General features: G+C 59.8%; 12 protein-coding genes. 3 read left to right on the forward strand and 9 right to left on the reverse strand.

Annotation, left to right across the window (positions count from 1 at the left end):
* Positions 1 to 23: 23 nt before the first annotated feature.
* The 5 genes from ACNY69_RS05575 to ACNY69_RS05595 form a co-directional block, all read right to left on the reverse strand.
* Positions 24 to 812, reverse strand: coding sequence for an ABC transporter ATP-binding protein (locus ACNY69_RS05575; RefSeq protein ID WP_293772126.1), 789 nt, complete (start codon positions 810 to 812; stop codon positions 24 to 26).
* Positions 812 to 1,888 (reverse strand): FecCD family ABC transporter permease, encoded by a 1,077-nt coding sequence (locus ACNY69_RS05580; protein WP_111138757.1) that lies wholly within the window; start codon positions 1,886 to 1,888, stop codon positions 812 to 814. The genes ACNY69_RS05575 and ACNY69_RS05580 overlap by 1 nt, the downstream gene beginning before the upstream one ends.
* A 216-nt stretch (positions 1,889 to 2,104) precedes the next feature.
* The gene (locus tag ACNY69_RS05585) at positions 2,105 to 3,571 is read right to left on the reverse strand and encodes an amino acid permease (RefSeq protein WP_111138756.1); all 1,467 of its coding nucleotides are present in this window, start codon (positions 3,569 to 3,571) and stop codon (positions 2,105 to 2,107) included.
* A gap of 116 nt (positions 3,572 to 3,687) precedes the next feature.
* Positions 3,688 to 4,554, reverse strand: a complete 867-nt coding sequence (gene yieE / locus ACNY69_RS05590) for a DNA-binding transcriptional regulator YeiE (RefSeq protein WP_111138755.1) — start codon at positions 4,552 to 4,554, stop codon at positions 3,688 to 3,690.
* A gap of 9 nt (positions 4,555 to 4,563) precedes the next feature.
* Positions 4,564 to 4,938, reverse strand: coding sequence for a YkvA family protein (locus ACNY69_RS05595; RefSeq protein WP_418797544.1), 375 nt, complete (start codon positions 4,936 to 4,938; stop codon positions 4,564 to 4,566).
* Between the two features lie 106 nt (positions 4,939 to 5,044).
* Here ACNY69_RS05595 and ACNY69_RS05600 point away from each other — a divergent pair, with 106 nt between their 5' ends.
* The gene (locus tag ACNY69_RS05600) at positions 5,045 to 6,100 is read left to right on the forward strand and encodes a YeiH family protein (RefSeq protein WP_418797545.1); all 1,056 of its coding nucleotides are present in this window, start codon (positions 5,045 to 5,047) and stop codon (positions 6,098 to 6,100) included.
* A 51-nt stretch (positions 6,101 to 6,151) separates the two neighbouring features.
* Positions 6,152 to 6,997: a deoxyribonuclease IV gene (gene nfo, locus ACNY69_RS05605; RefSeq protein ID WP_418797546.1), complete on the forward strand. Its 846-nt coding sequence runs from the start codon at positions 6,152 to 6,154 to the stop codon at positions 6,995 to 6,997.
* Positions 6,998 to 7,148: 151 nt separating this feature from the next.
* Here nfo and fruA read toward each other — a convergent pair whose 3' ends face one another.
* The 4 genes from fruA to ACNY69_RS05625 all read right to left on the reverse strand — a co-directional run bounded on the left by fruA (position 7,149) and on the right by ACNY69_RS05625 (position 11,476).
* A complete protein-coding gene (gene fruA, locus ACNY69_RS05610) occupies positions 7,149 to 8,867 on the reverse strand; it encodes a PTS fructose transporter subunit IIBC (protein WP_111138751.1) in 1,719 nt (572 codons plus the stop codon).
* A gap of 16 nt (positions 8,868 to 8,883) precedes the next feature.
* Positions 8,884 to 9,822 carry a 1-phosphofructokinase gene (gene fruK / locus ACNY69_RS05615; RefSeq protein ID WP_111138750.1) on the reverse strand — a complete coding sequence of 313 codons (939 nt, stop codon included), beginning with the start codon at positions 9,820 to 9,822 and terminating at the stop codon, positions 8,884 to 8,886.
* Positions 9,819 to 10,949, reverse strand: a complete 1,131-nt coding sequence (gene fruB, locus ACNY69_RS05620) for a fused PTS fructose transporter subunit IIA/HPr protein (RefSeq protein WP_111138749.1) — start codon at positions 10,947 to 10,949, stop codon at positions 9,819 to 9,821. The genes fruK and fruB overlap by 4 nt, the downstream gene beginning before the upstream one ends.
* A 272-nt stretch (positions 10,950 to 11,221) precedes the next feature.
* A complete protein-coding gene (locus tag ACNY69_RS05625; protein ID WP_418797547.1) occupies positions 11,222 to 11,476 on the reverse strand; it encodes a YkgJ family cysteine cluster protein in 255 nt (84 codons plus the stop codon).
* Between the two features lie 163 nt (positions 11,477 to 11,639).
* Here ACNY69_RS05625 and yeiP point away from each other — a divergent pair, with 163 nt between their 5' ends.
* Positions 11,640 to 12,212, forward strand: coding sequence for an elongation factor P-like protein YeiP (yeiP, locus tag ACNY69_RS05630; RefSeq protein ID WP_111138747.1), 573 nt, complete (start codon positions 11,640 to 11,642; stop codon positions 12,210 to 12,212).
* The last annotated feature ends 32 nt before the right edge of the window (positions 12,213 to 12,244 follow it).

The following is a 12,244-nucleotide window of genomic DNA, read 5'->3' on the forward strand; positions in this document are numbered from 1 at the left end:
CCTCATCACGGGCTTCAGCCCTGTCAGACCAGCGCCGGGCCGGTCAGCCCATCGATCATCACCTGCGGAATGCCGCGTGAGCAGTGTTCGATACGGCCATTTACCCCATAGACCTTCGCCAGCGTGTCAGGCGTGATCACTTTATCCGGCTGCCCTTGCGCCACCAGCGCCCCCTGCTTCAGCATCAGGGCATGTTGCGCATGCCGCAGCGCGATATTGATATCATGCACCACCACCACCGTAACGATGTTACGCAGGGCTGTTTCGCGCCGCACCAGATCCATGACGTGGAACTGATAGTTGAGATCCAGTGCGCTCAGCGGTTCATCCAGCAGCAGCAGTGCCGGGCGGCGGATCAGCGACTGCGCCAGACCGACCAGCTGCTTCTGCCCCCCGGAGAGCTGATCGAGATAGCGCATTGCCAGATGCGCGATGCCAAGCTGCTCCAGCAGATGCATGATTTCCGCTTCGCTGCTCGCGCTGTGCAGCCCGCCCGAGGCGCGCTGCGCCACGATGATGGACTCCAGGACATGCAGATGTACACCCGCAGGCAGCGACTGCGGCAGATAGACCACATTCTTTGCACGGCGGGCAAACGGCTGGGTCATCAGATCCTCGCCGTTCAGCCACATCTCGCCCTGCCCTTTATTCAGCCCTGCCAGCGCACGCAGCAGCGTCGATTTACCACAACCATTCGGCCCCAGCAGCACCGTGATCTCGCCGCGCGGCAGTGGCGCAACGTTCAGGTTCTCAATCACTTTATGTTTGGGATACCCGGCGCAGAAGCCGCGTAAGGTCAGACCCTGTTCCATCATACTGTCCCCCGATGACGCAAGATAATACTCAGGAAGAACGGCACACCGATCAGTGAGGTCACGATGCCGACCGGGATGATCACGCCAGGGATCAGGTTTTTCGAGGCGACCGATGCCAGCGACAGCACCAGGGCGCCGACCAGCGCACTGGCAGGCAGATAGAAACGGTGATCTTCACCAAACATCATGCGGGCAATGTGCGGCGCGACCAGGCCGATAAAGCCGATCGGCCCGACAAACGCCACGGCCAGCGCGGAGAGCACGCTGATGCGCAGTAAGGTGGTCAGGCGCAGACGACGCACGTCGATGCCAAAGCTAACCGCACGATCTTCGCCCAGACGCAGCGCCGTGAGTTTCCAGCTGCTCATCATCGAGAACGGCACCAGGATAATCAGCGCCAGGCTCAGCACCCCCAGCTTCTCCCAGGAGGCGCGCGCCAGGCTGCCCATGGTCCAGAACACCAGGCCCTGCAGGGTATCTTCGCTGGCGATGAACTGCATCATGGAGACCAGCGCGTTGAAGGTGAAGACCAGTGCAATACCGAACAGCACCACACCCGCCGAGGAGACCTGCGTCCAGCGGGTAACGGCATCGAGCATCAGCGCGGCTAACAGCGCAAAAACAAAGGCGTTGGCCGAGATTAACCACTGATCGGGAATGCCGGGGATCCCGATGCCAAGGATGATGGCCAGCGCCGCGCCAAAGGCTGCCGCCGAGGAAACCCCCAGGGTAAACGGACTCGCCAGCGGGTTATTGAGGATGGTCTGCATTTCCGCGCCCGCCAGGCCCAGCGACAGCCCCACCACCAGCGCCATCAGCGCATACGGCAGACGAATATCCCAGACGATAACGCGGGTGCCGGCATCGACGTTGTCAGGATTGAGCAGCGTATTCCACAGCGTATCCAGGGAGAGTCCGGCCGGACCCAGCGTGAAATCGAGGATCAGTGAGGCGACGATCGCCAGCAGCAGCACGCCAATCCAGACAAGGCGGCGGCGCAGCACCTGATGATAGTTCTGCATGGTGTGGTGAAGCGTTTCTTCCCCCGCCAGCAGCGAAGTTTCGGTAGTCATGTTTTAACCCTGTGTGGCTATCACGTCAGAAAACGCAGCCACAATAGTCCAGGTGATAATAATTATCAATTCGTTAGCACAAGCGAGACGCGAAAAAACAGTAAAAAAGGGTGTTGATATGGGCGGGAAAGTGCAGACACAACACATTGAAGTGGCAGAAGAGGCACCTCAACGCGCTGTGTCTGCTGGCTGACTGAACGGCGTCAGCGTACAGCGTTAATCCTTATGAACCGGGAACTCCATCTCGCTGTACTTCACCAGACGGCTGCCGCGCACCAGCCTGTAGCCGAACCAGATAATCAGGAACAGCGGAATGCCGATGTAGGTCGCCGCCACGCCGTACCAGTCGATGCTCTCGTTGAGAAACGCCTGATAGTTCTGACCCAGCGTGATGATCAGGCAGAGCACGAAGGCGAAAATCGGCCCCAGCGGAAAGAAGCCGGAACGGTAAGGCAGATCGTTCAGGTCATATCCCTGGGCGATGTAGCCCCGGCGGAAACGATAGTGGCTGATGGCAATGCCCAGCCAGGCGATGAAACCGGTCATGCCGGAGGTATTCAGCAGCCACAGGTAGACCTCCTGATTCCCGAACTTCGAGGTCAGGAAACAGAGCCCGGCTACCACGGTAGTCGCCCAGAGTGCATTGCGCGGCACGCCGCCCTTTGAGAGCTTCGCAAAAATGCGCGGCGCTTTGCCTTCGCAGGCCAGGTTGTAAAGCATGCGCGTGGAGGCGTACATGCCGGAGTTACCCGCCGACAGCACCGCCGTCAGGATCACGGCGTTCATTACCGCCGCCGCCGAGAGCAGACCGGCATTGCGGAAGACCAGAGTGAACGGGCTGACGCTGATATCGTTGATATCGTTGTGCAGCAGCTGCGGGTCGGTATAGGGCAGAATCAGGCTGATGATCAGGATAGCGAAGACATAGAACAGCAGGATACGCCAGAAGACCTGCCGGACCGCACGCGGAATGTTTTTCGCCGGATCTTCAGATTCGCCCGCCGCGATACCGATCAGCTCGGTGCCCTGGAAGGAGAATCCGACAATCATCGCCACGCCAATCATCGCGGCAAAGCCACCCGCAAACGGCGCATCCCCGACCTGCCAGTTATGCCAGCCCGCGTGCTCCGCGCCGCGCATAATTCCGGTGATCATCAGCACGCCGACCACGATAAAGATAATCACTGTCGCCACTTTGATCAGCGAGAACCAGTATTCCGCCTCGCCAAAGCCTTTCACCGAGATGTAGTTGAGCAGGAACATCAGCCCCAGGAACAGTGCGCTCCAGATCCAGCCGGGCGTGTCGGGGAACCAGTAGTTCATCACCAGCTGTGAGGCCACCAGGTCAACCGCGATGGTCACCGCCCAGTTGTACCAGTAGTTCCAGCCGAGCGCGAAACCAAAGCCCTCTTCGACATATTTTGCGCCATAGGTGGCAAAGGAGCCTGACACCGGCATGAAGGCAGCCAGTTCGCCCAGGCTGGTCATCAGGAAGTAGACCATCAGGCCGATCAGGATATAGGAGAGAAGTGCGCCGCCGGGGCCGGCCTGGGCAATGGTGGCACCCGAGGCCACAAACAGGCCGGTACCGATGGAGCCGCCGATGGCAATCATCGTCAGATGACGGGCTTTTAACGCACGTCGTAATGCAGGTTGTTGTGTTGTTTTTGAGTCATTATGCATGTGTTAACGCTACGCTGGGTAAAAATGAGGCGCGATTGTAGCAGCCAGACCGCCTCTGTATAGCGATGCCATGCTGTTATTAGTTAAGTTCATGATCGCGCCCGGATTATTAGCAGTCACTCACGACAGTAGGAGAGAAAGCGCGTCAGGGCTTTTGAAACATGCTTCTGCCGGTGATGAATACGGTAGAGCGTGCGGGTCAGCCGCGGCAGCGGGATCGCCAGTTCCACCAGCGTCCCCGCTTCCAGCAGATCGGCAATCACCCGGCGTGACAGGCAGCTGATCCCCATGCCGTGCCGCACCGCATGTTTGATGGCTTCAGAATTACCCAGCTCCATTCCCAGCTGAAAACTGGGCAGATGTGACAGCAGCAGATAATCGACGATTTCCCGCGTGCCGGAGCCGCGTTCGCGCAGGATCCACGGCGCCTCCGCCAGGGTTTTCAGCGTCACCGGCTGCTGCAGAACCGGCGCATCGGGCGCGGCAAACACCACCAGTTCATCCTCCAGCCAGGGTTCGCTGACCAGTTCGGTCATGTGGCACGGCCCTTCAATCAGCCCCACATCCACGCGGAAATCGGACACCGCCTGGATCACATCCTGACTGTTGCCGACGCTCAGCTCCAGCGGCAGGCCGGGAAAATCGCGACGATAGGCCGCCATCATGCCGGGCAGCAGATAGTTACCGATGGTGCTGCTGGCGAAGATGCGGATCGCGCCGTTGTCCTCTTTGAACAGCTGCTCGATCTCACCCGCCTGCTCCAGCAGCCCGACCGCACGCGGATAGAGCAGCCTTCCATGTTCATTCAGCACCAGCCGTTTACCGACCCGGTCAAACAGCTGCACCCCGAGCTGACTCTCCAGATCGGCCAGCGCCGCGCTGACCGCCGACTGCGACAGGGCCAGCAGCTGAGACGCCTGGGTGGTGGAACCACTCTTGAGCACTTCGGTAAACACTTCAATCTGCCGCAGCGTAATGTGCATGGTTGCCTCTTAACTCAGTGATTGCCTGAGGAGATAAACGATCAGCGCCAGCCAGATCAGCCCCATCGCCACCAGCCAGCCGGCGATCTTTTTGCCGCGGCTGCGCTGCGCCTCTGCCCGGGCAAGGCTGCTGATGCGCACCTCTTTCGGCAGTAACCGCAGCAGCAGCATGACGCCCGTCGGAATAATGACCGCGTCATCCAGCAACCCCACAAAGGGGATTACGTCGGGAATGAGATCGATCGGGCTGATGCCGTACGCAACCAGCCCCAGCATCCCCAGCTTGTTCCACCAGGGCGTGCGCGGATCGCGGAAGGCGAACCCTAGCACAAACACATCTCGTTTGATCAGCGTCGCCCAGCGGCGCAGACGTGACACTATCATGACAGCAGCCTTATCGTAAATTCTGGTCAATTATAAATATATTATCAATTTCACTTTTAAGCCAGTCGCCTTCATGATCATGACTCAACCACGAGGAGTGACCACCATGACCGAACTGAGCATCGCTAAACCACACCACCCTCTTTCGCTCTGGTTCCCCGGCCTGCTGCTGACTGCCGCTATTGCTGCCGCCGCCAGCTGGCTGGCGCAGCAGCCTCTGATCGCCTCGCTGGGGCTGGGCTCGCTGACGCTGGCGATTATGCTGGGCATCGTGGTCGGCAACAGCCTCTATCACCCGCTGGCCTCCCGCTGCGACAGCGGCGTGGTGCTGGCGAAACAGAAGCTGCTGCGGCTGGGCATTATCCTGTTTGGCTTTCGTATCACCTTACAACAGATCGCAGATGTCGGTTTTAGCGGCATCCTGATCGATGCGCTGACGCTGAGCAGCACGTTCTTTGTGACCTGCCTGCTGGGCGTCCGGCTGCTGAAGCTGGACCGCGATACCGTCTGGCTGATTGGCGCGGGCAGCAGTATCTGTGGTGCTGCGGCCGTGCTGGCGACCGAGCCGGTGGTGAAAGCCGCGCCGTCGAAAGTCGCGGTGGCGATCGCGACCGTGGTGCTGTTCGGCACCCTGGCGATCTTTGTCTATCCGCTGCTGTGGCCGCTGGCTCACCATCTGTTGCCGGGACTGAGTGCGGCACAGTTCGGGGTCTTCACCGGATCCACCATCCATGAAGTGGCGCAGGTGGTGGCCGCCGGGCACAGCATCAGCCCGGCGGCGGAAAACAGCGCGGTGATCGCCAAAATGCTGCGGGTGATGATGCTGGCTCCGTTCCTGCTCTGCCTGAGTGCGGTCATCCGTGGTAAACGCCACGCGGGCAATGCCCGTCAGCCGGTGACGTTCCCGTGGTTTGCGCTGCTGTTTATCGCCGTTGCCCTGTTTAACTCACTGCAACTGCTGCCTGCGGCGCTGGTGGCCACGCTGAATGCGCTGGCGGAGCTGCTGCTGGCGATGGCGATGGCCGCGCTGGGCGTGACCACCCGTTTCGGGGCGCTGCGCGAGGCGGGCGTCAGGCCGCTCCTGCTGGGCGCGCTGGTCTCTGGCTGGTTAATCGCGGGGGGCGGCACCATCAATCTGCTGGTGCAACATTTCATGGGCTGACGCCATCAGGTATCATGCCGTTTCATCCGTGCATAGCCCCAGGAGAAAGGCATGAAATATATCGGCGCACATGTGAGTGCGGCAGGGGGCGTGGATCAGGCAGTGATTCGCGCCCATGAACTGGAAGCCACCGCCTTCGCGCTCTTTACCAAGAATCAGCGTCAGTGGAAGGCCGCCCCGCTCTCCACAGAGATGATTGATGCTTTTCGCGCCGCCTGCGAGACCTATAAATTCAGCCCGCAGCAAATCCTGCCGCACGACAGCTTCCTGATTAACCTCGGTCATCCGGTTGAGGAGGCGCTGGAGAAATCCCGTGCGGCCTTTATCGACGAACTGCGCCGGGCCGATCAGCTGGGTTTGACGCTGCTGAACTTCCATCCCGGCAGCCATCTGCATCAGATTGAGGAAGAAGCCTGCCTGAAGCGGATCGCCGAGTCGATTAACGTTGCGCTCGACCAGACCCAGAACGTCACCGCCGTGATTGAAAACACCGCAGGCCAGGGCAGTAACCTGGGCTTCCGCTTCGAGCATCTCGCGACCATCATTGAGCATGTCGAAGATAAGTCGCGCGTCGGCGTCTGCATTGACACCTGCCATGCGTTTGCTGGCGGTTATGACCTCCGTACCGAAGCGGACTGCGAAGCGACATTCAGAGAGTTTGAGCGCGTCGTCGGTTTCAATTATCTGCGCGGTATGCATCTCAACGATGCCAAAAGCGCGTTTGACAGCCGCGTTGACCGCCATCACAGCCTGGGGGAAGGCAACATCGGCCGGACGGTGTTCAGCTGGCTGATGAAAGATCCCCGGTTTGACGGGATCCCGCTGATTCTGGAGACCATCAATCCCGATATCTGGAAAGATGAGATCGCCTGGCTGAAAGCCGAGCAGCAGGGATAATCAAAGGGAGCCGTCTGGCTCCCTTTTCGCGGCTATCGCCTGCAGCTTCAGAAAATCTGTGCCCTGCCATCCCTGCCCTGCTCTGCCTGCGCCGTCTGCAAAAACAAACAGGGAGCCATCCGGCTCCCTGTTATCTTCACTTCCGCGTTAATCAGGCTTTCGCCAGCTGCTCTTCCGGGCGTTTCAGAACCGCATAGCTCAGACCGGCAATTGCGGTGCCGATGACAATCGCCATCAGATAACCGATCACCGGTGTAATTGCGCCAGGGATCAGCAGTACAAAGAGTCCGCCGTGCGGGGCCATCAGTTTGGCACCAATCGCCATTGAGATCGCACCGGTCACGGCGCCACCAATGATACAGCATGGCAGAACGCGCATCGGGTCACGGGCAGCAAACGGAATCGCCCCTTCAGAGATAAAGCAGAGCCCCAGAACCAGTGCCGCTTTACCGCCTTCCTGCTGACCTTTGTTGAATTTACGACGGGCAACCAGGGTGGCCAGACCCATCGCCAGCGGCGGCACCATACCGGCTGCCATGATGGCGGCCATCGGTGCATAGGTCTGCGAACTCAGTAAGCCGACACCAAACGCGTAGGCCACTTTGTTTACCGGGCCACCCATATCGGTACACATCATGCCGCCCAGAATCGCGCCCAGCAGGACCGCATTCGCCGTACCCATGTTTGCCAGCCAGTGCGTCAGGCCGCTCATGATACCCGCCACCGGTTTACCGACCACATAGATCATCAGCAGGCCGGTGATCAGGCTGGCGAACAGCGGAATAATCAGTATCGGTTTCAACGCTTCCATGCTCTGCGGCAGTTTCACTTTGCCGCTGATCAGCTTCGCCGCATAACCGGCAATGAAGCCCGCGATAATCCCGCCTAAGAAGCCTGCGTTGATGCTGGTGGCGATCATGCCGCCAATCAGACCCGGCGTCAGACCCGGACGGTCAGCGATGGAGAAGGCGATAAAGCCCGCCAGCACCGGGACCATCAGGGCAAAGGCGCTACCGCCACCGATCTGCATCAGCGCGGCAGCCAGCGTACCTGGCTCTTTAAAGGCGGTGATACCAAAGGCGAACGACAGAGCGATACTCAGCCCCCCCGCCACCACCATCGGCAGCATGTAGGACACCCCGGTCAGCAGGTGGCGATAGGCGCCCGCGCCGCCCTGTTTCTTCTCTTCTTCGCTGTTTGCCGTGCTCTGGCCGCTGGCCGCCACTTTATAAGGCTTCGCTTCTGCGACCGCTTTATCCAGCTCCTGCGCGGTTTTCTTCAGCGCCAGACCGGTGGAGGTGCGGTACATCGGCTTACCGGCAAATTTCGCCAGATCCACTTCGATATCCGCCGCCACGATCACCAGATCGGCCGCCGCCACTTCTTCTGGCGTAATCGCGTTTCCGGCACCTACGGAACCGCGGGTTTCAACCTTGACCCACCAGCCGCGACGGGTCGCTTCGGCCTGGATCGCCTCAGCCGCCATAAAGGTGTGCGCGACGCCGGTCGGACAGGCTGTCACGGCAACCACACGTTTTGGTGCACCCGCCTGCGCCGGGGTCGCGGCTGACGCCGCCGCCGGGGTTGCCGCCGCAGCCGGAGCCTGCCAGGTTCTGGCTTCTGCCTTCGCCCGGTTCAGAAAGTTTTCCGGCTCGCGAACCGCCAGCTGGAGGTCGCCCAGCCAGACCGGCTTGCCGTTCAGGGCCGCATCGTCCGGCACCTTTTTGCCCAGCACAATCGCCAGTTCCGCCTCAGCAGGGTTTTCAGTCAGAGTCAGGCCTGCCGCCGCCGCAGCGGCAGCCAGACGTTGTTGCGCCATATAGGCGGAGGCCAGTCCCAGTGTAGGGTCTTTAATCAGCAGCGTTTTCATTATCGCTCTCCTGCTGTCAGTTAACGGGTTGTAAGTCGACGCGCGCCATCATTGCGGCCAACTGAGTACGATCGGACACACCAACGTTGCTCTGGCTGACGGCCATGGCCGCCACCGCCGTCGCAAGACGCAGCGTGTGCTCGCTGGATTCACGCATCAGCAGGCCATAGATCAGCCCGCCAACCATTGAGTCACCGGCACCGACGGTGCTGACAACTTCACACACCGGCGGTTTCGCAATCCATTCGCCAGACGCGTTGACCCACAGCGCGCCTTCTGCGCCCAGCGAGATCACCACATGGGCGATGCCCTGTTCGCGCAGCTCGTGCGCCGCGCCAATCACATCCTGCAAGGTGGGCAGTTTACGACCGGCCCAGATCTCCAGCTCACGGCGGTTAGGTTTGACCAGCCACGGCGCGGCTTTCAGTCCTGCCACCAGCGCCTCGCGGCTGCTGTCGAAGATGATGCAGGGGCAATGGGTACGCAGTTCGGTCATCCAGCGGGTAAAGGCTTCGTGATCCACACCTTCTGGCAGGCTGCCACTGACGCAGACCATATCGAACTGGCCCAGCCAGGTCAGTGAATCGCTGGTAAAACGATCCCAGTCCTGCGCCGTCACCTGAAAACCGGAGAAGTTCAGATCGGTCACATCACCGGTCTGTTCGGTCAGTTTAACGTTGATACGGGTCCGGCCCGGCACCACCTGGAAACGGTTGGCAATGCCCAGCTCGCTGAAGAGCTGCTGAAAGCCATCCTGATTCTCTTTGCCCAGGAAGCCACCCACGGTGACATCAATACCCAGATCCTTCAGGACTCTGGCGACGTTGATCCCCTTGCCCGCCGCGTGCAGTCCGGTGGTTTTCACCAGGTTGACTTCGCCGCGTTCAATTTCAGGGGTATATCCCACCAGGTCATACGCCGGATTCAGCGTAATGGTGGCGACACGTCTGCTCATGCTGCCCCCTCACCCAGACCGCTGGTGATCGCTTCTTCAATCGCGTTCAGCGCCTGCTGTGCATCTTCACCGCTGGCGGTAAAGCGCAGGCGGTGGCCTTTCTTCACGCCCAGCGCCACGACTTTCATCAGGCTGCGACCGTTAGCCGGTTTACCGCTGCCGTCGAGGTTGGTCACGGTGATGTCGCTGTTGAACTGCTTGATCACACTGACCAGCGCCGTGCCCGGACGGGCATGCAGGCCATGTTCGTTGCGGATGGTAAATTCGGCGGTCAGCACGTCGGCCTGCTCATCGACTTCACTGGTCAGCAGGGCGTAGACACCCGCCGCATCGGCTTTCAGCAGACGATCAGCTTTGCCCTGCTGCAGCAGCGCGCTGAGGTAACCCAGCACTTCCAGCGGACGTTCATCGGTGGCTGACACGCTGATGAGCATCGACGCCGGTTCGCCCTGATGTTCAAAGGCATGCTCGGTACGGCTGACGGCCACGCCGCTGCGCAGATTGCCCAGGCTGCTGTCGCTGAGCCAGATGCCCTGCCCCAGGCTCAGCGGCGGGGTTGAGACGACATCGGCGACGTAGCTGGCATCAACCACGCCCGCGGCTTGCAGCCGGCCGGCGTTCATCGCCTGCAGGGTAATCAGATCGCTGGCCGCGACGTTAAGCGTCACCAGTGAGGTGTCGAAGCTGAATTCGGCGGCTTGTTTCTCGCCCATCAGCAGCGCACGAAGATCTTCAGCAGAGGCGGTTTTGAGCTGTTCGGCAATGGAGTCATCGCTGAGCACATGCGTCAGCTGACGCAGCAGCGCCAGATGTTCATCTGACTTCGCGGCAATCCCGATCGCGACATAGGCGGTCTGATCGTCACCCCAGGCAATACCCTGCGGAAACTGAAACACCTGGACGCCGGTTTTCAGCACCAGGTCGCGGGTGTCGGTGGTGCCGTGCGGGATTGCGATGCCGTTGCCAAGAAAGGTGGAGGTCTGCTGTTCGCGCGCCAGCATACCGTTGACATAGCCTTCAGCCACATTGCCCGCCGCGGTTAACGCGGCAGCAACCTGACGAATGGCCTCTTCTTTATTCTGGGCGCTGGCTCCGGTGTGGATGGCCTGCAATTCGAGCTGGAACATAATTCTCCTCGCTTGCTGAGATTGAATCGTTTCAGCTAGCAGGCAGGTTTTCACGCCTTGCTGTCTCTGTCAGCCAGCCCCGTCACCGCTGAAACGTTTCAGGAATTGTGATGCAGACGCTTTCGTCAGGCAAGAAAATGCGCAAACGGCGTAGCAGATTTTTGACGTTACGCACATTTCGGCGGCAGGAAGAGGACCAGCGGAGAGTCAGGCTGACGCAGTTGCTGTCACGTCCCACTCATCAGGCAAAAAGCGTCAGCTGTGTCAGCCTTTCAGGGGGCGGTATCGGCTTCAAGTTTCAGCAGCCAGGTCATCGCCTGCTGGCGCGACTGACCACACATGCTGAATGAGGGTTGCAGACTGGCGCAGACGGCAGGCCGCAGCGGCGAGCCAAACAGTTTACAGCGAAGATCTTCATCAAGCTGAACGCAGGGCGTGTTGGCAGGCTTGCCGTCAGGCATGCCGGGGATAGGCGATGAGATAGAGGGTGCTGTGCAGCAGGCACCGCATTGGCTACGGCATTGCATGCTGTGCTCCGGCAGAAAAAGAGGCGCTGACAATAGCAGCCCGTGACGACAATTACCATGAAAGCCACGGCCTGACACAAAATTTCGCACCCGCGATATTGCCAGTTTTCCCTGGCGCGGGTAACGTTGCGCGCACTTCACTCTCATGATAGCGAGAACAGCAATGCCAAAAGCCAATGAAATCAAAAAAGGGATGGCCGTCACGCACAACGGCAAACTGCTGCTGGTTAAAGATATTGATGTCCAGAGCCCCAGCGCACGCGGTGCGGCGACCCTCTACAAAATGCGCTTTACCGATGTCCGCACCGGTTTAAAAGTGGAAGAGCGCTTCAAGGGCGACGAGATTATCGATGCCATTTCGCTCAGCCGTCGCAGCGTCACCTTCTCTTATATAGATGGTGACGAATATATCTTCATGGATGATGAGGATTACACCCCCTACGCCTTTAAGCAGGATCAGATCGAAGAAGAGCTGCTGTTTATCCCCGAAGGCGGCATTCCTGGCATTCACGTACTGACGATGGATGGCCAGGTGCTGGCGCTGGAGCTGCCACAGACGGTGGATATGGAAATCGTGGATACCTCGCCGGGCATCAAAGGCGCTTCCGCCAGCGCCCGCACCAAACCCGCCGGAATGAGTACCGGTCTCTCCATTCAGGTTCCGGAATACCTCAGCAACGGTGACCGCATCCGTATTCATATCGCTGAACGCCGCTATATGGGTCGTGCCGATTAACTGGCGCAGGCCGGAGTCTGGTAGTGTTATAA

Origin of the sequence: Pantoea graminicola (assembly GCF_048452665.1) — a bacterium.
Taxonomy (GTDB): domain Bacteria; phylum Pseudomonadota; class Gammaproteobacteria; order Enterobacterales; family Enterobacteriaceae; genus Pantoea.

Coding starts and splice junctions, on each gene's coding strand:
- yieE (WP_111138755.1), bottom strand. CDS start 4,554: ATGCACATTACGCTGCGGCAGATTGAAGTGTTTACCGAAGTGCTCAAG.
- fruK (WP_111138750.1), bottom strand. CDS start 9,822: ATGAGCAGACGTGTCGCCACCATTACGCTGAATCCGGCGTATGACCTG.
- fruA (WP_111138751.1), bottom strand. CDS start 8,867: ATGAAAACGCTGCTGATTAAAGACCCTACACTGGGACTGGCCTCCGCC.
- ACNY69_RS05575 (WP_293772126.1), bottom strand. CDS start 812: ATGGAACAGGGTCTGACCTTACGCGGCTTCTGCGCCGGGTATCCCAAA.
- nfo (WP_418797546.1), top strand. CDS start 6,152: ATGAAATATATCGGCGCACATGTGAGTGCGGCAGGGGGCGTGGATCAG.
- ACNY69_RS05600 (WP_418797545.1), top strand. CDS start 5,045: ATGACCGAACTGAGCATCGCTAAACCACACCACCCTCTTTCGCTCTGG.
- yeiP (WP_111138747.1), top strand. CDS start 11,640: ATGCCAAAAGCCAATGAAATCAAAAAAGGGATGGCCGTCACGCACAAC.
- ACNY69_RS05585 (WP_111138756.1), bottom strand. CDS start 3,571: ATGCATAATGACTCAAAAACAACACAACAACCTGCATTACGACGTGCG.
- fruB (WP_111138749.1), bottom strand. CDS start 10,949: ATGTTCCAGCTCGAATTGCAGGCCATCCACACCGGAGCCAGCGCCCAG.
- ACNY69_RS05580 (WP_111138757.1), bottom strand. CDS start 1,888: ATGACTACCGAAACTTCGCTGCTGGCGGGGGAAGAAACGCTTCACCAC.
- ACNY69_RS05595 (WP_418797544.1), bottom strand. CDS start 4,938: ATGATAGTGTCACGTCTGCGCCGCTGGGCGACGCTGATCAAACGAGAT.
- ACNY69_RS05625 (WP_418797547.1), bottom strand. CDS start 11,476: ATGCAATGCCGTAGCCAATGCGGTGCCTGCTGCACAGCACCCTCTATC.